Origin of the sequence: Aquincola sp. J276 (assembly GCF_024700035.1) — a bacterium.
In the GTDB taxonomy this organism is placed as follows: domain Bacteria; phylum Pseudomonadota; class Gammaproteobacteria; order Burkholderiales; family Burkholderiaceae_C; genus Aquincola; species Aquincola tertiaricarbonis.
Window position 1 is genome coordinate 2,520,073 of sequence record NZ_JAJONC010000002.1, and the last position, 20,899, is coordinate 2,540,971.

Annotated in this window: 18 protein-coding genes and 1 pseudogene; 14 read left to right on the forward strand and 5 right to left on the reverse strand. The window is 71.0% G+C overall.

The genetic code is table 11. The features are described from left to right. Nucleotide 1 precedes the first annotated feature (1 nt). The 14 genes and pseudogenes from LRS14_RS29665 to LRS14_RS29730 all read left to right on the forward strand — a co-directional run. Nucleotides 2–1,720: a hypothetical protein gene (locus tag LRS14_RS29665; RefSeq protein WP_257802130.1), complete on the forward strand. Its 1,719-nt coding sequence runs from the start codon at nt 2–4 to the stop codon at nt 1,718–1,720. Nucleotides 1,721–1,731: 11 nt separating this feature from the next. Then, on the forward strand, nt 1,732–2,772 hold the full coding sequence (gene pseB, locus LRS14_RS29670; RefSeq protein WP_046116007.1) for a UDP-N-acetylglucosamine 4,6-dehydratase (inverting): 1,041 nt from the start codon (nt 1,732–1,734) through the stop codon (nt 2,770–2,772). Between the two features lie 20 nt (nt 2,773–2,792). Continuing rightward, the gene (pseC, locus tag LRS14_RS29675) at nt 2,793–3,959 is read left to right on the forward strand and encodes a UDP-4-amino-4,6-dideoxy-N-acetyl-beta-L-altrosamine transaminase (protein ID WP_257802131.1); all 1,167 of its coding nucleotides are present in this window, start codon (nt 2,793–2,795) and stop codon (nt 3,957–3,959) included. A 1-nt stretch (nt 3,960) separates the two neighbouring features. After that, a complete protein-coding gene (gene pseF, locus LRS14_RS29680) occupies nt 3,961–4,659 on the forward strand; it encodes a pseudaminic acid cytidylyltransferase (protein ID WP_257802132.1) in 699 nt (232 codons plus the stop codon). Beyond that, complete coding sequence (gene pseG, locus LRS14_RS29685; protein ID WP_257802133.1) at nt 4,659–6,188, forward strand: UDP-2,4-diacetamido-2,4,6-trideoxy-beta-L-altropyranose hydrolase; 1,530 nt, start codon at nt 4,659–4,661, stop codon at nt 6,186–6,188. The genes pseF and pseG overlap by 1 nt, the downstream gene beginning before the upstream one ends. A 161-nt stretch (nt 6,189–6,349) precedes the next feature. Beyond that, nucleotides 6,350–7,420 carry a pseudaminic acid synthase gene (pseI, locus tag LRS14_RS29690; RefSeq protein WP_257802134.1) on the forward strand — a complete coding sequence of 357 codons (1,071 nt, stop codon included), beginning with the start codon at nt 6,350–6,352 and terminating at the stop codon, nt 7,418–7,420. A gap of 5 nt (nt 7,421–7,425) precedes the next feature. Beyond that, nucleotides 7,426–8,469, forward strand: coding sequence for a class I SAM-dependent methyltransferase (locus tag LRS14_RS29695; protein WP_257802135.1), 1,044 nt, complete (start codon nt 7,426–7,428; stop codon nt 8,467–8,469). A gap of 21 nt (nt 8,470–8,490) precedes the next feature. Next, nucleotides 8,491–9,372, forward strand: coding sequence for a phytanoyl-CoA dioxygenase family protein (locus LRS14_RS29700; RefSeq protein ID WP_257802136.1), 882 nt, complete (start codon nt 8,491–8,493; stop codon nt 9,370–9,372). Nucleotides 9,373–9,389: 17 nt separating this feature from the next. Then, entirely contained in the window at nt 9,390–10,517 is a 1,128-nt protein-coding gene (locus tag LRS14_RS29705) for an N-acetyl sugar amidotransferase (RefSeq protein ID WP_257802137.1), read from the forward strand. Further along, nucleotides 10,514–11,134 (forward strand): imidazole glycerol phosphate synthase subunit HisH, encoded by a 621-nt coding sequence (gene hisH, locus LRS14_RS29710; RefSeq protein ID WP_257802138.1) that lies wholly within the window; start codon nt 10,514–10,516, stop codon nt 11,132–11,134. The genes LRS14_RS29705 and hisH overlap by 4 nt, the downstream gene beginning before the upstream one ends. Next, entirely contained in the window at nt 11,124–11,906 is a 783-nt protein-coding gene (locus LRS14_RS29715; protein ID WP_257802139.1) for a HisA/HisF-related TIM barrel protein, read from the forward strand. Before hisH ends, LRS14_RS29715 begins: the two co-directional genes overlap by 11 nt. 16 nt (nt 11,907–11,922) lie before the next feature. Then, nucleotides 11,923–13,158, forward strand: a complete 1,236-nt coding sequence (locus tag LRS14_RS29720) for an N-acetyl sugar amidotransferase (protein ID WP_257802140.1) — start codon at nt 11,923–11,925, stop codon at nt 13,156–13,158. Between the two features lie 112 nt (nt 13,159–13,270). Continuing rightward, nucleotides 13,271–13,540: a hypothetical protein gene (locus LRS14_RS29725; RefSeq protein WP_257802141.1), complete on the forward strand. Its 270-nt coding sequence runs from the start codon at nt 13,271–13,273 to the stop codon at nt 13,538–13,540. Between the two features lie 112 nt (nt 13,541–13,652). Beyond that, nucleotides 13,653–13,850: pseudogene (locus tag LRS14_RS29730) on the forward strand (GNAT family N-acetyltransferase); the annotation flags it as partial. A gap of 35 nt (nt 13,851–13,885) precedes the next feature. On the opposite strand, the gene LRS14_RS29735 reads toward LRS14_RS29730, so the two are convergent. The 5 genes from LRS14_RS29735 to LRS14_RS29755 form a co-directional block, all read right to left on the reverse strand. Then, entirely contained in the window at nt 13,886–15,253 is a 1,368-nt protein-coding gene (locus tag LRS14_RS29735) for a bifunctional 2-polyprenyl-6-hydroxyphenol methylase/3-demethylubiquinol 3-O-methyltransferase UbiG (protein WP_046116017.1), read from the reverse strand. A gap of 96 nt (nt 15,254–15,349) precedes the next feature. Then, entirely contained in the window at nt 15,350–17,275 is a 1,926-nt protein-coding gene (locus LRS14_RS29740) for a tetratricopeptide repeat protein (protein WP_257802142.1), read from the reverse strand. 145 nt (nt 17,276–17,420) lie between these two features. After that, a complete protein-coding gene (locus LRS14_RS29745; RefSeq protein ID WP_257802143.1) occupies nt 17,421–18,326 on the reverse strand; it encodes a flagellin in 906 nt (301 codons plus the stop codon). Between the two features lie 154 nt (nt 18,327–18,480). After that, the gene (locus LRS14_RS30530; protein WP_257802144.1) at nt 18,481–19,707 is read right to left on the reverse strand and encodes an HD-GYP domain-containing protein; all 1,227 of its coding nucleotides are present in this window, start codon (nt 19,705–19,707) and stop codon (nt 18,481–18,483) included. Between the two features lie 87 nt (nt 19,708–19,794). After that, on the reverse strand, nt 19,795–20,886 hold the full coding sequence (locus tag LRS14_RS29755; protein ID WP_257802145.1) for a hypothetical protein: 1,092 nt from the start codon (nt 20,884–20,886) through the stop codon (nt 19,795–19,797). Between the last annotated feature and the right edge of the window lie 13 nt (nt 20,887–20,899).

The following is a 20,899-nucleotide window of genomic DNA, read 5'->3' on the forward strand; positions in this document are numbered from 1 at the left end:
CATGACCACCCAGGCCCTGCTGCTGCTGCAACGCAGCGACGTGGTGGCGCTGTCGCGCAACCCCCGCCCCTACGAGGGCCAGAAGCTGCTGTTCATCGACCCCGGCGTGGTGGACGAGGCGGTGCACCTCAAGCTGGACCTGGCGCGGGTGGACTACCGCGGCATCGACACCGCCGGCCACCTGCAGGCCCGCGTGCATGCCGAGGCCACCGCCCGTGCGCACCGCATCGACCAGCGGCTGACGCTGGAGCGCGAGCGCCTGTTCGGCAAGGGCCAGTTCCAGGGCTGGGACATGCTGCTGTTCCGCTTCTTCTACATCCGCGCGCTGATGGCGCGCCGGCTGGGCGAGGCGGCCGACGCCACCTTCGGCGAGACCTCGGTGGGCCTGCTGCGCACCGAGGTGCCGCAGCAGTTCTATTTCGATTCCTTCGTCTCCACCGACCTGTTCATGGGCAGCTCGTCGCGCTGGCGCGTGGTGGGCAGCTACGACGATGCGTACAACTGGACGCCCAAGGCGCGTGGCCTGAGCTTCGACTTCGCGCGGCTGGAAGACCACCTGAGCGCGCAGGCCGCCTCCGCCGTGGTGCACGTGCCCACGGTGGTGGACCACATCGCGCATTACCGCGCCGAGATCGCCGAGCGCTTCCCGCAGTACATCGAGGTGCCCAGCGCCTTCTGGGACATGCCGCTGGGCACCCAGCGCGTGCCGCTGCTGCCGGTGGCCGAGCTGCCCGCGGCCTATGTGAACGAGCTGAGCCTCACCTACCGCGAGCGTGCCCGCCATATCATCGAGGCCGAGCTGCGCGAGCTGCAGCTGCCCGCGCATGCGCTGCGGCTGCAGGCCGACCTGATGGCCGAGACCTGCTTCGTGCAGGCCGTGAACTACCAGGGCCTGAAGCAGGCGCTGCGCCGCCAGAAGCCGCACTTCGTGCTCACCGACCACGACACCGGCGTGTGCGGCCCGCTGTTCACCATCGCCGAGCAGCTGGGCAGCGACATCACCGTGCTGCCGCATTCGTCCTACCCGGCCCAGCTGCTGCCCCACTCGGTGCGGGTGACGGCGGTGGAGCGCGAAGGCTTCGCCACGCCGGCACGCACCGTCTACAACGAACGCGTGGCCACCCGTCCGGTGCGGCTGCGCCCGGCGCCGGCCCGGCGCGAGCGCACCCGGGCCCGCATCGTGTGCCTGCTGCTCAACACCTTGTTCGGCCACGGCATCCTGCACATCGACTTCGGCAACACGGTGAAATTCCACCGGGCGCTGGCCGCGATGTGCCAGCGGGCCGGCGTGCACCTGATCGTGCGGCTCAAGCCCAACAACTCCACGCTGGCCATCGCTTCCGGCTCGCTGGAGATCCCGGCGCAGACGCTGCACCGCGACTTCGAGCGCCCGCTGGCCGAGGTGGCCGCCGAGAGCGACGTGTGCATCAGCTACGGCGAGCCCACCACCGCCTGCATCGACTTCCTAGAGGCCGGCTGCTTCCTGATGCATGCGGCCGAGCAGTGCTGGCCGGCCGACTACCTCTCGGCCGCCGACATCATCAACATGAAGACCGTGCCCTCGGCCGGCGGCGAGGAGATCCTGGCCGCGCTGGAGCGCATGCTGGCCGACGAGGCGCACTATGCGCAGCGGCTGCAGCGCCAGGCCACCGAGTACGGCCACCGGCTGGACAACGCCACGTCCCGCATCTTCGCGCAAGACCCCCGCGCCGCTGCCTGAAGGAAAGCCCCATGCTCAGCAACAAGTCCATCCTGATCACCGGCGGCACCGGCTCCTTCGGCCGCGCCTTCGTCAACACGGTGCTGGCCCGCTATCCCGACGTGAAGCGGCTGGTCATCTATTCGCGCGACGAGCTCAAGCAGTACGAGATGGCGCAGACCTTCTCCACCCGCGAGTACCCGGCGCTGCGCTATTTCATTGGCGACGTGCGCGACGCCGACCGCCTGCGCCGTGCGCTGGAAGGCATCGACGTGGTGGTGCATGCGGCTGCGCTCAAGCAGGTGCCGGCGGCGGAGTACAACCCGTTCGAGTGCATCAAGACCAATGTGCTGGGCGCGCAGAACGTGATCGAGGCCAGCCTGGACCAGGGCGTGCGCAACGTGGTGGCGCTGTCCACCGACAAGGCGGCCGCGCCGATCAACCTGTACGGCGCCACCAAGCTGTGCTCGGACAAGCTGTTCGTCGCCGCCAACAACATCAAGGGCAAGCGCGACATGCGCTTCTCGGTGGTGCGCTACGGCAACGTGATGGGCAGCCGCGGCTCGGTCATCCCGTTCTTCCTGTCGCAGCGGGCCACCGGCCGGCTGCCGATCACCGACCCGCAGATGACCCGCTTCAACATCAGCCTGCAGGAAGGCGTGGACATGGTGCTGTGGTCGATCGAGAACGCGCTGGGCGGCGAGGTGCTGGTACCCAAGATCCCGTCCTACCGCATCACCGACCTGGCCACCGCCATCGCCCCCGACTGCGAGCAGACGGTGGTGGGCCTGCGCCCGGGCGAGAAGATCCACGAGGAGATGATCACCACCTGCGACAGCCTGCAGACGGTGGACCTCGGCCGCTACTACGCCATCCTGCCCAGCGGTGGGGCGGAGTTCAGCATCGAGGACTACATCGCCCGCACCGGTGCCACGATGGTGGCGCCCGGCTTCTCCTACAACAGCGGCACCAACCCCGACTTCCTCAGCGTGGCGCAGCTGCGCGGCATGATCTTCGGCGCGGCCGATGCCGCCGCCGCCATGCCCGGCCCGGCCAGCGTGCTGGCCGCCTGAACGCCTGCGGCTACCAGGCCATGGCCTTCATTCCGTACAGCCGTCAGCAGGTCTCGGAAGACGACATCGACGCGGTGGTGCGCGTGCTGCGCTCCGACTTCCTCACCCAGGGCGAGGAGGTGCCCGCCTTCGAGGCCGCCTTCGCCGACCGCCACCAGGTGGCCCATGCGGTGGCCGTGACCAATGCCACCGCGGCGCTGCACCTGGCCTGCCTGGCCATGGACATCGGCCCCGGCAGCCTGGTGTGGACCAGCCCGAACAGCTTCGTGGCCTCGGCCAACTGCGCGCTGTACTGCGGCGCCGACGTGGACTTCGTCGACATCGATCACGCCACCCGCAACCTGGGCGTGGCCGCGCTGGCGCACAAGCTGGAGGCGGCCGCCGCTGCCGGCCGGCTGCCGCAGCTGCTCATTCCGGTGGACTTCGCCGGCCTGCCCTGCGAGCTGCGCGAGATGCGCGCGCTGGCCGACCGCTACGGCTTCCGCATCCTGCAGGATGCCTCCCATGCCACCGGCGCCAGCTACCTGGGCCGGCCGGTGGGCCATGCCTACGCGCATGCCACCGTGTTCAGCTTCCATGCGGTAAAGGTCATCACCACCGCCGAAGGCGGCCTGGTGACCACCCAGGATGCTGCGCTGGCCGAGCGGCTGCGCCTGCTGCGCAGCCACGGCATCGTGCGCGGGCAGGCGCAGACCCGCCAGCCGCCCGACGGCCCCTGGAGCTACGAGCAGCTGGTGCTGGGCCACAACGCCCGCATGACCGAGCTGCAGGCCGCGCTGGGCCGCTCCCAGCTCACACGGCTGGGCGCCATGCAGGCCCGGCGTTCCGCGCTGGCCGCGCGCTACGACACGTTGCTGGCGGACCTGCCCTTGCAGCTGCCGCCGCGCCGGCCCGATGCCGACAGCGCCTGGCACCTGTACGTGGTGGAGGTGGACGAGACGCGCACCGGCGCCAGTCGCCGCGCGGTGTTCGATGCGCTGCGGCAGGCCGGCATCGGCGCCAACGTGCACTACATCCCCATCCACACCCAGCCCTTCCATGCGGCCCGTGGTTTCCGTCCGGGCGACTTTCCTGCGGCCGAGCGCTACTACGCGCGGGCGCTGTCGCTGCCGCTGTTTCCGGGCATGACCGAGGCCGAGCAGGACCGCGTGGTGGATGTGCTGCGCCAGGCCACGGCCGGGGGCTGACATGCGGCTGGCCGTCATTCCCGCACGCGGTGGCAGCAAGCGCATTCCGCGCAAGAACGTGCGGCCGTTCGCCGGCCTGCCGATGATTGCGCATGCCCTGCGCTGTGCACAGCGCAGCGGCGTGTTCGACCGCATCGTGGTGTCCACCGACGATGCCGAAATCGCCGCCATCGCCCGCGAACACGGCGCCGACACGCCGTTCCAGCGTCCGGCCGCGCTCGCCGACGACCACACGCCCACCGTGCCGGTGATCGCGCATGCGCTGGACGCGCTGCAGCTGCCCGACGACGCGGCCGTGTGCTGCCTGTATCCCGGCGTGCCGCTGCTCGATCCGGCGCTGCTGCGCTCCGCGTTGGCGGTGCTGGAAGGCGGCGCCACCGGCTTCGTGTTCCCGGTGGCGGCGCATCCTTCGCCGGTGCAGCGGGCGCTGCTGCGCGCGGCCGACGGCAGCAGCCGGCCGATGCAGCCGGAGCACAGCCTCACCCGCACCCAGGACCTGCCGCCGGCCTACTTCGATGCCGGCCAGTTCTACTGGGGCCGCGCTGCCGCCTGGCGCGCCGGCCTGCCCATCCACCAGCATGCGCACACGCTGGTGCTGCCCGCCTGGAGCGTGGTGGACATCGACACCGAGGAAGACTGGCAGCGCGCCGAGCGCCTGTACCAGGCCTGGCAGCCCGCCGCCACCACCGGGCCGGTGTGATGCAGGTGCTGCTGCGCGCCGATGCCTCGGCCCGCATCGGCCTGGGCCACCTGCGGCGCTGCCTGTCGCTGGCGCAGGCGCTGCGCGCACGCGGCGCGCAATGCCACTTCGTCTGCCGCGACCTGGGCCTGGACGTGGCCGCGCTGGTGGCGGCCGAAGGCTTCGGCTGCAGCCTGCTGCCGGCACCGGCCCCCGGCTTCCAGCCCGATGCGGATGCGCCCGCCCATGCGGCCTGGGCGGGCCTGCCGCAGGCCGACGATGCGGCGCAGGCCATTGCGGCTGCCGCGCCGCTGCAGCCCGATTGGCTGGTGGTGGACCACTATGCCTTCGACCAGCGCTGGCACCGCGCCGTGTCCGCGGCGCTGGGCTGCGCCATCGCCGCCATCGACGACCTGGCCGACCGCCCACTGCAGGTGGACCTGCTCATCGACCACAACCTGGCCGACGACCATGCCGCCAAGTACGCCGGCCGGCTGCCGGCCGGCACGCCCGGCTGCACCGGGCCCGGCCATGCGCTGCTCGGCCCGGCCTATGCCGGCGCCACGCCCTGCGTGGTGCAGGAGGCGGTGCACAGCATCGGCATCTTCATGGGCGGCACCGATGCCGCAGGCCTCAGCCAGCAGGCGTTGCAGGCCTGCACGCTGGCGGGATTCCATGGCCCGGTGGAGGTGGCGGCCAGCAGCGCCTTCGTGCACCTGGCCGCGCTGCGTCAGGCGGTGGCCGCCCGGCCGCACACCACGCTGCTGCTGGACCAGCCCGACCTGGCCGGCTTCTTCGGCCGCCATGGCCTGCAGATCGGGGCTGGTGGCGGCGCCACCTGGGAGCGCTGCTGCCTGGGCGCGCCCACGCTGGCCGTGGCCGTGGCCGCCAACCAGCAGCAGGCCCTGCAGCCGCTGGCCCGGCGGCAGGTGCTGCAGCTGGTGGCCGGCACGGCGGACGCACCGGTGCCCGATGCCCCGGCCATCGCCGGCGCCCTGGCCGGCCTGCTGGCCTCCGGCACGCTACGCCGCCGCCTGGCGGCTGCTGCGCGCGGCCTGGTGGACGGGCAGGGCGCCAGCCGCGTGGCCGCCACGATGCAAGGGCTGGCGCTCACGCTGCGCCCGGCCACGATGGACGACGCCCGCCTGTTGCTGGCGTGGCGCAACGACGAAGCCACCCGCCAGGCCAGCCATGGCAGCGCGCCGGTGGCCTGGCCCGACCACCAGCGCTGGCTGGCCGCGGTGCTGGCCGACGACCGGCGCCAGCTCTGGCTGGCCTGCCTGGGCGGCGAGCCGGTGGGCACGGTGCGCGCCGACGCCCCTGCGCCCGGCGCGCCGGATCCAGCGCAGGTGCTGTCATGGACGGTGGCCCCCGCCGCCCGCGGTCGCGGCCTGGGCGTCCGCATGGTGCGCCTGCTGGCCGCACGGCTGCCCGGCCCGCTGCGTGCGGAGGTGCGCGAGGGCAACACCGCTTCGGTGCGGGTGGCCTTGGCCACGGGCCTGCTGCCGGCCGGCCGCCAGGGCCAGGTGCTGCACTTCCGCCGCAGCTGACGGCGCGCCATCGGCCGCGAGTCGGCCCGCAAAAGCCCGGCTTATCGGCCGGACGGCCAGGCCGGCGCGGCGGATGATCGCTTCGTGCTGCCTGGAGAAACCCCGATGTCCGACGAGACCTTCCCGCACGCCACGCGCCTGCTTGGCGCGGGCGGCGCCCCATGCTGATCGGCGGGCGCGCGGTGGGCCCCGACCACCGCCCCTACGTCATCGCCGAGATGTCCGGCAACCACAACCGCTCGCTGGAGCGGGCGCTGGCCATCGTCGATGCCGCGGCCGACGCAGGCGCCGATGCCATCAAGCTGCAGACCTACACCGCCGACACGATGACGCTGGACGTGGACATGCCCGGCTTCGTGATCGAGCAGCCCGGCAGCCTGTGGGCCGGCCGCCGCCTGCACGACCTCTACAACGAGGCGCACACGCCGTGGGACTGGCATGCACCGCTGATGGCCCGCGCCCGCGAGCGCGGGCTGCACTGCTTTTCCACGCCGTTCGACGACACCGCGGTCGATTTCCTCGAATCGCTGGACGTGCCGGCCTACAAGATCGCGTCCTTCGAGTGCACCGACCTGCCGCTGATCCGCAAGGTGGCGGCCACCGGCAAGCCGATGATCGTGTCCACCGGCATGGCCACGCTGGCCGAGATCGACGAGACGGTGCGCACCGCACGCGCGGCCGGCTGCCGCGACCTGGTGCTGCTCAAGTGCACCAGCACCTACCCGGCCACGCCGGAGAACTCCAACCTGCGCAGCATCCCGGTGATGCGCGAGGCCTTCGGCTGCGACGTGGGCCTGTCCGACCACACCATGGGCTGCGGCGCCGCGGTGGCCGCGGTGGCGTTGGGCGCGGTGCTGGTGGAAAAGCACTTCACGCTGTCGCGCGCCGAAGGCGGCGTGGACTCGGCCTTCTCGCTGGAGCCGGCCGAGCTGGCCCAGCTGCGCACCGAGACCGAACGGGCCTGGCAGGCCATGGGCAGCGCCCGCTTCGGCGCCAGCGTGGCCGAGCAGGGCTCGCTGCAGTTCCGCCGCTCCGTCTACATCGTGCAGGACATGAAGGCCGGCGAGGTGCTCACCCGCGCCCACCTGCGCGCCATCCGCCCCGGCTTCGGCCTGCCCCCGCGCGAGCTGGAGGCCCTGGTCGGCTGCACCGTGCTGCGCGACGTCAAGCGCGGCACGCCCACCAGCTGGGCCCTGCTGCAGCGCCAGGCCGATCCGGCCGCCACCCATTGAACCCCATGCCTTCGACCGCCATGCCAGCTCTTGCAGAACCCACCGCACCGGCGCTGAGCGTCGCCGAGATCCGCTCGCCCGAGTTCCTGGCCATGCAGCGCGAGGCCTATGCCCGCGACATCGCGCGGCTGCAGGCGCGCTTGGCCGAGTTCGTCACGGTGCCGTGCCCGGCCTGCGGCCAGGCCGCTGCGCACCATGCCTTCGACAAGTACCGCTGCCGCTTCATGCGCTGCGACGACTGCGACACGCTCTACATGTCGCCCCGGCCCACGCCGGCGGTGATGGACGACTACTACACCCACTCCGAGAACTACCGCATCTGGGGCGAGTTCATCTTCCCGCGCTCGGAGGCGCGGCGGCGCGAGAAGATCTGCGCGCCGATGCTGGACACGCTGCTGCAGGCCTGCCGCACCCATGGCGTGGCGCCGCGCCACCTGGTGGAGCTGGGCCCGGGCTTCGGCACCTTCGCGGCGCTGGCGTTGGGCAGCGGCGCCTTCGAGCGGGTGTCGGCCGTCGAGCGCACGCCCGCCATGGCCGAGGCCTGCCGCCGCCAGGGCATCACGGTGCACGAGACGGCGCTGGAGGACCTGCCCGCCGAGGCCACCGACCCGGCCGACGTGCTGGTGTGCTTCGAGGTGGTGGAGCATGTGTTCGATCCCGCAGCCTTCATCGCCGCCGCCTCGCGCCTGCTGCGTCCGGGCGGCCTGCTGGTGCTCACCTGCCCCAACGGCAACGGCTTCGACACCCAGGTGCTGGGCGCCGAGTCGGTGGCGGTGGACACCGAGCACGTGAACCTGTTCAACCCCGCGTCGCTGTCGGCCCTGCTGCAGCGGCTGGGCTACGAGGTGCTGGAAGCCTGCACGCCCGGACGGCTGGATGCCGAGCTGGTGCGCGAGGCCATCCTGGAAGGCCGCTTCGATGTCTCGGCCCAGCCCTTCCTGCAGCAGGTGCTGGTGGACGATTTCGACCGCCTGGGCGGCGCCTTCCAGCAGTTCCTGGCGGCTCAGCAGCTGTCCGGAAACATGCGGCTGATCGCCCGCCGCACCTGACACCCCACCAAGGCCCACGCCATGCAACTCGCACCCTCGGCCAGCGCGCTGGCCTCGCTGCTCGAATCGCCGCTCGATCACGCCGCACCCGCCCCCGCACCGGCGGCCGCACCGGCGGCTGCACCCGCGCCGCATCCGGCGCTGCAGCTATCTCGCCAGGGCTGGCACTGCACGCGCAACTTCTTCTCCGCCGACGAGGTGGCCGTGCTGCGCCGGCTGGTCCATGCGGGCTTCGAAGCCCCGGCGCTGCAGGAAGGCATCATCCGCTCGGCCGGCATCGGCAGCATCCTGGTGGACCTGTTCAAACTGCCCGAGGTGGCGCGCCGGCTCTTCGTGCCGCGCATGGCGCGGGTGCTGCGCGAGCTGATCGGTCCCGGCTTCGTGCTGCTGCCCGAGCATGCCGCCCACCGCGACGGCTATGGCGGCTGGCACAAGGACACCGACATGTTCGAGCGTGCCGGTTCGATGGACCACTGGAACGCCGACTACGGCGTGTACCAGTGCGCCGTCTACCTGCAGGACAACACGGCCGAGAACGGCGGCGGCCTGTCGGTGGTGCCCGGCAGCCACCGCGTGCCCAAGCCCGACCGCTCGCAGCCCGATGCCGCGCAGCGCTACGAGGACTACACCCGCCGCCACGGCGTGCTGCTCGACAGCCGGGCTGGCGACCTGGTGGTGTTCCACACCCGCATGGACCACCGCGCCACGCCCAAGCAGGTGGAGCAGCCGGACTACGGCAACAAGCTGGCGCTGTTCTTCATCGCCGCCACCGACAACCGGCGCGCGGCCGCCTACAGCGAATTCATCCACCGCCGACCCGACTACACCTACCTGCGCAACTACCAGGTGCCGCAGGACCTGCAGGCCCTGGCGGCGCAGCAGGGCTTTCGCTTCGGGCTCTGACGAAAGGCCACCTGCCGATGCGCTACTGCCTGCGTTGCCTGCAGCCCGACACCCGGCCCAACACCCGCTTCAGCGAAGCCGGCGTGTGCCCCGCGTGCGACTACGTGGACGCCACCCGCGAGGTGGACTGGGCCGAGCGCATCGAGATCCTGCAAGGCCTGTTCGCCAGCCGCCGGCGCAAGCCGGGCCAGTTCCACGACTGCATCATCGGCGTGTCGGGCGGCAAGGACAGCACCCGCCAGGCGCTGTGGGTGCGCGACAAGTTCGGCATCAACCCGCTGCTGGTGTGCCTGAGCTACCCGCCCGAGCAGGCCACGCACCGCGGCATGCACAACTTGTCCAACCTGATCGAGCTGGGCTTCGACGTGCTGGTGTCGCAACCGGCGCCGGCCACCTGGCGCACGCTCAAGCGGCAGGGCTTCGACACCTTCACCAACTCCTTCCGCTCCACCGAGCTGGCGCTGTTCTCGGCGGTGCCGCAGATCGCGCTGCGCTATGGCATCGACCTGGTGCTGTGGGGCGAGAACCCCGCGCTGCAGCTGGGCGACATGAAGGCCCTGGGCCGCACCGGCTACGACGGCAACAACCTGCGCCACATGAACACCCTGTCCAGCGGGCTGCAGTGGATGCTGGACGCCGGCCATGACCGCCGCCAGCTGCTGCCGTACGTGTACCCGCAGCCGCAGGAGTTCGAGGCCAGTGGCCTGCAGATCGTGTACCTGGGCTGGTTCATGGGCGACTGGTCGCTGGTGAACAACGCGATGTACTCCTGCGCAGACGGCCTGGAGATCCGCAGCGACGGCGTGGAGATGACCGGCGACCTGTTCGGCGTCACCGCGCTGGACGAGGACTTCACGCCGATCAACCAGATGATCAAGCACTACAAGTTCGGCTTCGGCCGCACCACCGACTACGTGAACGAGGAGATCCGCCTCGGCCGCATGAGCCGCGAGCAGGGCATCGCGCTGGTGGAGCGCTACGACGACGCCTGCGCGCCCGAGTACATCGCCCGCTACTGCGACTACCTCGGCATCACCGTGCCGGCCTTCTGGGCCAAGGTGCATGCGGCCACCAACACGCAGCTGTTCAGCATCCAGCCCGACGGCCGCATCGAGCGCCGCTTCCGCGTGGGGGTGGGGCTGTGAAGCGCCGCACGCTGGCGGTGGTGGACTACGGCGCGGGCAACCTGGCCTCGGTGCTGCGGGCGCTCACCGGCCTGGGCCACCGCTGCCGCAGCACCCGCGAGCCGGCCGCGCTGGCCGCTGCCGATGCGGTGGTGCTGCCCGGCGTCGGCGCCTTTCCTGCGGCCATGCAGGCGCTGCGGCAGCAGGGCCTGGCCGAAGCGCTGCGCGAGCGTGCGGCGCAAGGCCAGCCGCTGATCGGCATCTGCCTGGGCATGCAGTTGCTGGCCGATGAATCGCTGGAGCACACGCCCACCGCCGGCCTGGGCCTCATCCCCGGCCGTGTGCGGCCGCTGGGCCGGCCGGCCTGGCACATCGGCTGGAATGCCATCGAGGTGGCCGACGACGAGCCGCTGCTGGCCGCCAGCCAGGGCAATGCGCTGTACTTCAACCACAGCTTCGTGTTCGACACGCCGCAGCCCTACCGCCGCGCGCTGGCCTGGGCCGATGCGGCCACGCCGCTCACCGCCGCGGTGCGCCGCGCCAACGTGGTGGGCCTGCAGTTCCACCCCGAGAAGAGCCAGGCCGAAGGCCGGCGGTTGCTGTCGCACGTGATCGAAGGGCTTTGCCATGCTGCATAAGCGACTGGCCGGTGTCATCACCGTGAAGAACGGCTGGGCGGTGCAATCGGTGGGCTATGGCCGCCACCTGCCGCTGGGCCGCCCCGAGGTGCTGGCCGAGAACCTGGACCGCTGGGGCGTGGACGAGATCGTGCTGCAGTGCATCGACCGCGCGGCCCACGGCGGCGGACCCGACCTGCCGCTGCTGCAGCGCCTGTCGCGCCGCGGCCTGTCCACGCCGCTGCTGTACGTCGGCGGCATCCGCCATGCCGCGGATGCGGTGGCCGCGGTACAGGCCGGCGCCGAGCGCGTGGGCGTGGATGCCCTGCTGCATGACGACCCGCAGGCCGCCGCCGAGCTGGCTGGCCCGCTGGGCGCGCAGGCGGTGGTGGCGGTGATGCCGCTGGCGCTGGACGACGCGGGCTCGCTGGCCTGGCTGGACCACCGCAGCCGCCGCCAGCAGCCGCTGCCTGGCGCGCTGCTGGAGGTGCTGGGCGGCGGCGCCTTCTCCGAAGCGCTGCTGGTGGACTGGCGCCATGAGGGCCGGCCCGGTGGCTTCGACCGCCGCCTGCCCACCGCCTGGCCGCTGCCGGCGCTGCCGCTGATCGCCTTCGGCGGCCTGGGCGAGCCCGCGCTCACGCGCGAGGTGCTGGGCCAGGCCGGCGTGGTGTGCGTGGCGGTGGGCAACATGCTGAGCTACCGCGAGCATGCGGTGCAGCAGCTCAAGCACATGCTGGCCGGCCTGCCGCTGCGCGCGCCCGCCTATGCCGCGGCCGATGCCGCCGTGGCCTGAAACCCGCTACCGCACCATGACCGCTTCCTTCCTGCATTGCCGCCGCTGCCTCTACACCACCGCCCATCCGCTGGGCTTGGTGCTGGACGACGAAGGGATCTGCTCCGGCTGCCGCATCCACGAGGAGAAGGACACGCTGGACTGGGCCGAGCGCTGGGAACGCCTGCGCACGCTGGTGGCGCCCTACCGCTCGCGCAGCGGCGAGCAGTACGACTGCATCGTGCCGGTCAGCGGCGCCGCCGATTCGTACTACATCGTCCACCTGGTCAAGGAGCGGCTGGGCCTGAACCCGCTGCTGGTCACCTACAACAAGTACTTCAACACCGCGCTGGGCATCCGCAACCTGGCCAACCTGCGCATCCGCTTCGACTGCGACCTGCTGCAGCAGAACGTCAACCCGCATTCGGTGAAGAAGATCGTGCGCAGCACCCTGCGCGAGTTCGGCAGCCTGTACTGGCACTGCATCGCCGGCCAGACGGTGTTCCCGGTGCAGACGGCGGTGCGCTACCGCATCCCGCTGATCCTGTGGGGCGCGCACCAGGGGCTGGAGCAGGTGGGCATGTTCTCCCACGAGCATGAGCCCGAGATGACCCGCCGCTACCGCAAGGACCACGACCTGATGGGTCGCGAGGCGGACGACCTGCTGTCGATGTTCGACACCCTGAAGGAAGAGGACATCTGGCAGTACCGCTACCCCGACGATGCCGCGCTGGCCGAGGTGGGCGTGCGCGGCATCTACCTGGGCAACTACGTGCGCTGGGACCCCAAGGCCCAGCATGAGCAGATGATGGCCAGCCACGGCTACCGCACCGCGGCCTTCGCCCGCACCTTCGACTGCTACGACCATGTGGACTGCTGGAACTACATGGGCCTGCACGACCGGCTGAAGCTGCACAAGCACGGCTACTCCCGCGTGACCGACCATGCCAGCCGCGAGATCCGCCACGGCCGCATCACCCGCGCGCAGGGCCTGGCGCTGGTGCGAGCGCATGAGCAGGCGCCGGTGCCGCACCAGGACCTGTTCTGCCGCTGGCTGGGCATCGACCCGAGCGGGCTGGACTTCATCGCCGACCGCCACCGCAACCCCGCGGTGTGGCAGGCACAGGCGCCGGGCCAGTGGACATTCGCCGGCTGGAGCACCCACGCCGATGAGGCCGCCGCCGAGGCGCCGCAAGACCTGTTCACCGCCAACGACGTGCTGGCGCATGACGGCGTCGAGGGCTATGTGACGGTGGGCAAGGGGCATCCGTAGGGAGGGGCGGAGTGGCCCATGGCGGGCTCATCGTAAGCTTCGAGCCCGACCACAGCGGGCTGATGCCAACCCATCCATGAACAAAGCACTTGCAGCGTCCAGGTGGTTCGCCGTGACCGCGATCTTCCTTTCGGGCTGCAGCCACTTCGACCAGGAACTGACGGTGCAGGCATTGCCGTCCGGATACCGGGTCGCCGATGTCAGGTCGGCGCTTGCGACACCGGCGGTGGACGCGGTCGTCAGGCTTCAACCGGGCCGTGTCAAGATCGTGTCGTGCCGCTCGACGCCCCCGGCGAAGGTGGTGCAATTGGTCGCTGAATTGCAGGCACGGTTCGAAGGCAAGCTGACGGGCGGCTTGCTCGAAGATTGCCCGGAGGTCTGAGCACCCTTCTCAAACGAGTCAACTGCGCATGCATTTCGAATCGCTTCCGGATGCCGGGCACGCTCATGTCGGGATCCGACCGCTGCAGGCGGACGACATTCCTCACTGGTTTGCTTGGGCGCATGCCCATGTGGGCATCGCACGGGTGCAAGCGACGGTGCTTGACTCGAACGCGCGGTCGCTGCGGGTGCTGGAGCGCTGTGGCTTCCGGCGCGAAGGCCTGTTGCGCTCCTACCGGATGGTGCGCAGCACACCAGGCGACTTCTGGATGTACTCGCACCTGCCTGGCGACGGCATGCCGCCGAGCTGACCGGCCGGCAAGCCGGCCTGCCACCACGCCGAGCCTCAGGCCGCCTTGGCGGCGTTCTTGCGCACCAGCTCGCCCATCAGCGTGACGACGCTGGCGCGGTGCGGGTACTTGGCCAGCAGCACGCGGGCGCTTTCGTGGAACGCGGGCGGCACGTCGTAGTCGCCCACCGAGTTGTGGAATACCGGCACGTCCAGGATCTGCGCGATGGGCTGGCCCACGCGCTCCTCGGCCTGCAGGCACAGGTCGGTGCCCCACAGGTGCCAGCCCAGGTGCGGGTCGATGGCCAGCTTGCTCTTGGCATGCAGGCACACCGCCAGCTCGTCGATGGTGATGCCGGACTGCGTGGGCGGGTTGCGCAGCAGGTGGCGGCGGTCCACCACCACGCCGCTGTGGCTGCGGCTGCCGTCGGCCGCCTGCGACAGGCCGACGAAGCCCACCGGCGCACCGGCCAGGCCGGCTTCCTCCAGCGCACCCAGCTGCAGCGACAGCGCATAGCCGGTGCCGCGCGGAAAGTACACGTCCTGGTGGGCCAGCACGCGCCACGGATGCCGGGCTTGCGCCGCACCCTTGGCATAGGCCTCGGCCGCGCTGTCGGCCTCGACCAGGATCAGCTGCGCCGCGGCCTCGATCAGGCCGGGCGAGCGGGCGATGTTGAGTTCGGCCTGCCAGATGCGGTTGACCGGCACGATGACGCTGAACTGGGCCCGCTTGCCGGGCTTGATCAGCTGCTGCATCGGCCACTTGGCGGCCACCACGATCATCTGGTAGCAGTCCAGGTTGCGCACCGCGGTCTGCAGCGGCAGGCCCAGCGCCTCGGCCGCCTTCAGCACATGGGTGACGAATGGGCTGGGCGTCAGGTCGAAGCGGTACTGGTCCTGCAGGTGCGGCAGCCAGGCGCTGTCGAGGAACAGCTTGAACAGCGAGGGCGGCGAGAAGAAGCGCACATGCGTCTGGTCCAGCAGGCCGTTGGGGTCGTAGCTCAGGTCGCCGCTGAGCATGCGCTGGATGACCGAGATGTGGGCCATGTTGGGCACGCAGCAGACGATGCGCGCATCGTCGGCGCTGATGTCGTAGAGCGCGTCCAGCACCTGGGCGGGGTCGCGCAGGTGTTCCAGCAGGTCGCCGATGACGATGGTGTCGTAGCCGCCTTCCAGCACCGAGAAGTCGGCATGGTCCAGGTCCATCCGCAGCGCGCTGTCCAGGTGCGGCGCGGCGGTGGCCACGGCCTCGGCCGAGAGGTCGATGCCATGCCATTGCGCGCCGGGATGCAGCTCCTTGAAGCGGCGGCCGAGGCGGCCGTTGGCGCAGCCCAGTTCCAGCACCTTGCGGGCGCCCGTCGGAATGGCATCCAGCAGCTTCTGGTTCAGGCCATCGTAGTAGTTGGCGGGTGCGGCGCTGTTCATCGGGCGGTCTCCAGCGGCACGGCCGCAATCGGGTGTGCAGCCAGTCTAGGAAACGCGGCACGCGGCCAAGCGCGGAACAGCAGCGCGCTTCGGGCGCTAATCGGTGCCGTCGGTGGCGGCAGGCAGCGGCGACGGCGGCAGCCCGGCCTGGTGGCGGTCGAACATGCGCTGCAGCAGGGCTTCGTAGTCGCGGGCATAACGCGCGGTGTCGAACAGCGGCAGCTGCAGCCGCTGCGCGCGCAGGTGCTGGCGCAGGGCCTGCAGCGCCTGCGGCTGCCGCACCAGCGCCACCGCCTGCTGCACGTAGGTCTCCTCGCTGTCGCAGGCCAGCTGCGGCAGGCCGCAGGCGCTCACCAGGCTGGCCGCCACGCGGCTGGCAAAGGTCTCGCCGGGCACGGTGAGCACCGGCACGCCGGCCCACAGCGCCTCGCTGGCAGTGGTGTGGGCATTGCAGGGCCAGGTGTCCAGGAACAGGTCGGCCTGCTGCAGCCGGGCGATGTGCTGGTGGGCCGGCACCTTGTCGGCGAATACCAGGCGCGTGGGCGCGATGCCCAGCGCGCCGAAGGCCTGCACCAGGTTCCGCTGGCCGTGTTCGTTCCAGCTCAGCAGCCACAGCACGCTGCCCGGCGTGGCCGCCAGGATGCGCGCCCACAGGCCCACCATCGCGGGGCTGAACTTGTAGCTCTGGTTGAAGCAGCACAGCACCACCGCCTGCTCCGGCAGGCCGAGGGCGGCGCGCGGCGGCGCGGGCGGCAACGCGCGCCGGCTGTCGTTGGGCTGGTAGCTGGCCGGCATCTGCACGATGTGCTCGGTGTAGTGCGCAGCATGGGCCAGCGGCGTGACCACCGGGTCGCCGATCACGTAGTCGATGAAGCGGGCGCCGGTGGTGCCGGGGTAGCCGAGGAAGCTCACCTGCACCGGCGCGGGCCGCATGGCCAGCAGCTCGAAGCGGGTCTGGCGCGTGTGGCCCTTCAGGTCGATGGCGATGTCGATGCCGTCGGCGCGCATGCGGCGGGCGATGGCGTTGTGCGTCATCGTGGACACGTCCACGAAATGGTCGCCGGCCGCGCGCACGCGGGCCGAGATGGCGCTGCCGTCGTCGGCGCCATGGGAGTACAGGAACACCTCGAAGCGCTGGGTGTCGCGCCGCTCCAGCAGCTCGGTGATCAGCATCGCCGTGGCATGGTTCTGGAAGTCGGCCGACAGGTAGCCCACGCGGATGCGGCCCGGCTTGCGCGGGCCCGGCGCCGGCAGCGGCTTCAGGTGCCGGGTGGTGAAGGCGGTGTAGCGCTCGGCCAGGCTGCGTTCACGCGCGGCGCCGGCGGGCAGCGCCAGCAGCGTGAAGGGCGCCAGGTTGCCGATGGTCTTGTCGGTGGCGTGGTCGATGCAGTCGAACAGCGCCGCGGTGTCGGCGGCCAGCGTGCTCCAGTCGCAGGCCTGCATGCTGGCCGTCAGCAGCTGCGGCAGCGCCAGCGCGCGCACGCCGCCTTCGCGGTCCACGGTGATGGCGGTGCGGAAGCACACGCTGGCTTCCTTGTCCCGGTGCAGGTTGCGGAAGGCCAGGCCCATGCGGTAGTGGGTGATGGCGTGGTCGATCTTCTGCGTCACCGCCTGGATGAACAGCGGAATGGCCTCCTGCGGCCGCTGCGCCAGCAGCAGCGCGGTGCCGTGGGCCGAGAGGTAGTCGGCCTGGCGCGGCACGCCGGCCGGCAGCGAGGCATACACCGCGGCGGCTTCGGCATGGCGGTTCTGCAGCGCCAGGCATTCGGCCAGCGTCAGGCAGGCGGGCGCGCTGTCGGGCGCCAGTTCGCGGGCCTGCCGGGCGGCCGCGATGGCGGCTTCCACGTCGCCGTGCTGCAGCTGCGCATGGGCCAGGTGCAGCCAGGCGGCGGTGTCGCGCGGCGCCAGCTGCACCGCCTGCTGGAAGGCGCGGCGGGCTTCGGCCCATTGCGCGCCCTTCATCGCTTGGAGACCGGCATGGCGGTGGCGTTCGGCGCGGGCTGCTTGGGCTTGTGCGTTCATCGGCTGTGCAAGGGGTTGTCGCAGTCTAGGCAGCGCCCGTGGGCCCCATGGGCGGATCAGCCGCCGCAAAGCGGGCCTGTTCCGCCGCCGCCAAAGGAAAAAGCCAGCCCGGAGGCTGGCTTTGGCGAGGCGCGATGGCCGGTCGTCAGTTGAGCAGCGACAGCGCCAGCTGGCTCATGCTCGACGACTGCTTGAGCATCGAGGTGCCGGCCTGCAGCAGCAGCTGCTTGCTGGTCATGTTGGCGGTTTCGCTGGCGAAGTCCACGTCGGTGATGCGGCTCTTGGCGGCCTGGGTGTTGGTGCTCATGTTCGACAGGTTGTTGTAGACATGGTCCAGGCGGTTGGAAGCGGCACCCAGCGACGAGCGGACCGTCGAGACATCCTTCAGCGCGGTGTCGATCAGCGCGATGGTGGCGTTGGCGCTGCCCGTCAGCTCGGTGCCCACGCTGGCCGAGGTGGCGGTCGAATCGTAGGTGGCGCTGATGGCACCCAGCGAGCCGCTGTCGGCCGTCAGGCTGTTGGCGGCGGTGGCGATGTTGACCAGCATCGTCTCGGTGTTGGCCGCGCCGATCTGGAAGGTGACGCCTGCGGCGGCCGAGAACTTGGCCACCGACATGGCACCGGCGGAAGCGCCCGTGCCGAACAGCTTCTCGCCAGCGAACGAGGTGTTGGAGACGATGTTCTTCAGCTCCGAGCCCAGCGCGTCGTACTCGGCCTGCATGGCGGTCTTGTCGTCGGCGGTGGCCGAGCCGTTGGAGGCCTCGGTGGCCAGGTCCTTCATGCGCAGCAGGATGTTGGTCACTTCGTCGAAGGCGCCTTCGGCGGTCTGCATCATCGAGATGCCGTTCTGGGTGTTGCGCATGGCCACGCTCATGCCGCGGGTCTGGGCTTCCAGGCGGGTGGCGATCTGCAGGCCGGCGGCGTCGTCCATCGCGCTGTTGATGCGATAGCCGGTGCCCAGGCGGGTCAGCGAGGTGGACAGCGCGCGCTGCGTGTTGCCCACGGCGTTGGTGGTGGACAGGGCGGCGGAATTGGTGTGCAGGCTCAGCATGGGGGTGCTCCGTGGATCGGGTGGAAGCGTGTCTGGATGCGGGGCATGACGTCGCCCTCGATGTAACAGGACGACCGTCCGGCGCCGCGGCTTAAGCGCACGCTCCACGGCCCGGCCGGTGCGTGACAAACCGCACGGCCATCGCTTCAATCCGCTATTTCAGCGGCCCCAGCCACAGCCGGTCCAGGTCCTTGAAACGCCAGGCCTCGGGCGACTCGATGCCGGTGATCTTGTCGTCGGCCTTGGCGTCGGCCAGGTCCAGCTCGAAGGGCTCCAGCGCATGCCGCTCGGCCACCGAATAGAACACCGCCACCTTGGGCGCCAGCAGCGAGGCCAGGCCCTGGCTGCGCACCACGGCCAGCCGCTCCGAGCGCAGCCGCACCAGCGAGCCGTTGGGATACACGCCCACCGACTTGACGAAGGACTGGAACACGCGGGTGTCGAACTGGCCCTTGGTGCGGGCAAGGTGGCTCATGGCCTCGGCCGGGTCCCAGGGCGCGTGGTAGGGCCGTCGGGAGGTGACGGCGTCGTACACGTCGCACACCGCGGCCATGCGCGACAGCAGGCTGATGCGGTCGCCGGCCAGCTTGTCGGGGTAGCCGGCGCCGTCCACCCGCTCATGGTGGTGCAGCGCCACGTCGATCACCGCCTCGCTGAAGCCGCCGGCCTCCAGCAGCAGCTGCTGGCCATGGCGCACATGGGCCTGGAACTGCGCCTGTTCGGCATCGGTAAGGCGGCCCGGCTTGTCATGCAGCTCGGGCGGCATGCGGGTCTTGCCGATGTCCAGCATCAGGCCGGCCAGGCCGGCCTCGCGGGTCTGCTCGGGCGTCAGGCCCATGGTGCGGGCCAGCGACACCATCAGCGCGCACACCGCCACCGCATGCATGTAGGCATAGCCGTTGGCCGTCTTCAAGCGGGCCAGGCTGGTGAGCGTGGTGGGGTTCTGCGCCACCGAGTCGATCACCTCCTGCACCACCGGCACGCAGTGCTCGGCGTCGATGGCGTTGCCCATGCGGGCTTCGTGGAACAAGGTGTTGACGACGACCAGCGAGCGGTCGCACAGCGCGGCGGCCTGGCGATAGTCGGGCGAGGCCGCCGGCGGCAGCACGGTGTGCGGCGGCTCGGGTGCGGCGCCGGGTTCGGCCGGTGGCGCGACCATCGGCGGTGCGGGCGCCGGGGCGGCCGCCACCGCCGGCACGTCCAGCCCGCGGGCGGTGTCGATCACCAGGTCGGGCACGCCGCTCTCGACCACCTTGGCCAGGGTCTTCTCGTCGGTCAGCAGGAACTTGCTGCGCCAGAACGGATGCGACATCCAGGAGCCGCCGAGCTCCTGGATGAACATGCCGATGCGCAGCTGGTCGGTGGTAATACGTTTGAGCACACGGTATAGCTTGCCTCAAGCGGCGCGGGCCGATCGTGGGAGAAACACCGCTGGCCAGGGCTGCTTTGCCTGATCGGCAGGGTGGCCTCAGCCCGTGGGCAGCTGCCACTGCTGCGCCTGCGCGCGCAGGCCGCGGTAGCGCTGCAGCAGCGCGGCGTCGTCCAGCGCCTCGTCGCCGAAGAAGAGGCCGCCTGCCTCGCGCAGCAGCGGCGCATGCTGCTGCAGCAGGTCGAGCACCGCATCCGCCTTGTGCAGCGTGGCCGGCGTGCAGGAGCGGCCGTGCAGGTCGTCCAGCAGGTCGATGACGAAGGAGCGGAACGATTCCAGCAGGTACAGCCGCTGCAGCGCCGCGCTGCCGGCCAGCGCCTGCTCCCAGCGCTGCGCCAGGGCCTGGTGCCACTGCAGCACCGGGGCGCTGGCACCGGCCTGCTCCAGCCGCTGCAGCTTGTGCCGGGCGTACTGCAGCGCGCAGGCCTTCTCCTCGCGGTAGGCGGCCAGCAGGCCGGCCTCGTCCAGCCCGTCGGGGTTGGTCAGCAGGTGGCCGAAGAAGCAGCGCGTCTCGAAGCGCTCCACGCCATGGAACATCGGCGTGGCCAGGCCGTTGTTGTTGAACTGGCGCAGCGGATCGAAGCGGTACATGTAGCCGAAGTCGAACAGCATCAGCTGCGTGCCGTCGTCCAGCAGGTTGCCCGGGCACAGGTCCCATTCGAAGAAGCCGTGCAGCTCCAGCGCGGCCAGGGTGCCGAACAGCTGTCGGTACAGCCGCGGGCCGAAGCGGCGCGGCGGTGCGCCGTCGATCCAGGGCGACAGGATCAGCCCGTCGTGCAGCGAGGCGTACTGGGTGGGCACCACGTGCCGCAGCGCGGGGTCGTGGCGCAGCGCATGCAGCTCGGCCCGGCGCTGCACCTCGTTGAGGAAGGCGGTCTGGCCATCGACATTGCGCACCAGGCTTTCCGGCCGCTGGCGCTTGAGCGCCCACAGCCTGCCGCCGGCCTCCAGCTGGTACACGGTGGCGGTGAGGCCGCCGTGGAACACCTGGCGCACATGCGGGCTGTCGGCGGTGGTTGTGCGCAGCACCGCCAGCGGCAGCGGCAGGTCGTCCTGCCGGCCCACCTCGATCTGCGCACCGCTGGCCAGGAAGGCCAGCTGCGCCTGCTGGCGCAGGGTCTCGGCGCTCACGGCCGGCTCCGGG

Coding starts and splice junctions, on each gene's coding strand:
- LRS14_RS29720 (WP_257802140.1), top strand. CDS start 11,923: ATGACCGCTTCCTTCCTGCATTGCCGCCGCTGCCTCTACACCACCGCC.
- LRS14_RS29665 (WP_257802130.1), top strand. CDS start 2: ATGACCACCCAGGCCCTGCTGCTGCTGCAACGCAGCGACGTGGTGGCG.
- pseB (WP_046116007.1), top strand. CDS start 1,732: ATGCTCAGCAACAAGTCCATCCTGATCACCGGCGGCACCGGCTCCTTC.
- LRS14_RS29715 (WP_257802139.1), top strand. CDS start 11,124: ATGCTGCATAAGCGACTGGCCGGTGTCATCACCGTGAAGAACGGCTGG.
- LRS14_RS29700 (WP_257802136.1), top strand. CDS start 8,491: ATGCAACTCGCACCCTCGGCCAGCGCGCTGGCCTCGCTGCTCGAATCG.
- pseC (WP_257802131.1), top strand. CDS start 2,793: ATGGCCTTCATTCCGTACAGCCGTCAGCAGGTCTCGGAAGACGACATC.
- LRS14_RS29740 (WP_257802142.1), bottom strand. CDS start 17,275: ATGAACGCACAAGCCCAAGCAGCCCGCGCCGAACGCCACCGCCATGCC.
- pseI (WP_257802134.1), top strand. CDS start 6,350: ATGCTGATCGGCGGGCGCGCGGTGGGCCCCGACCACCGCCCCTACGTC.
- LRS14_RS29735 (WP_046116017.1), bottom strand. CDS start 15,253: ATGAACAGCGCCGCACCCGCCAACTACTACGATGGCCTGAACCAGAAG.
- LRS14_RS29745 (WP_257802143.1), bottom strand. CDS start 18,326: ATGCTGAGCCTGCACACCAATTCCGCCGCCCTGTCCACCACCAACGCC.
- LRS14_RS29705 (WP_257802137.1), top strand. CDS start 9,390: ATGCGCTACTGCCTGCGTTGCCTGCAGCCCGACACCCGGCCCAACACC.
- pseG (WP_257802133.1), top strand. CDS start 4,659: ATGCAGGTGCTGCTGCGCGCCGATGCCTCGGCCCGCATCGGCCTGGGC.
- pseF (WP_257802132.1), top strand. CDS start 3,961: ATGCGGCTGGCCGTCATTCCCGCACGCGGTGGCAGCAAGCGCATTCCG.
- LRS14_RS29695 (WP_257802135.1), top strand. CDS start 7,426: ATGCCTTCGACCGCCATGCCAGCTCTTGCAGAACCCACCGCACCGGCG.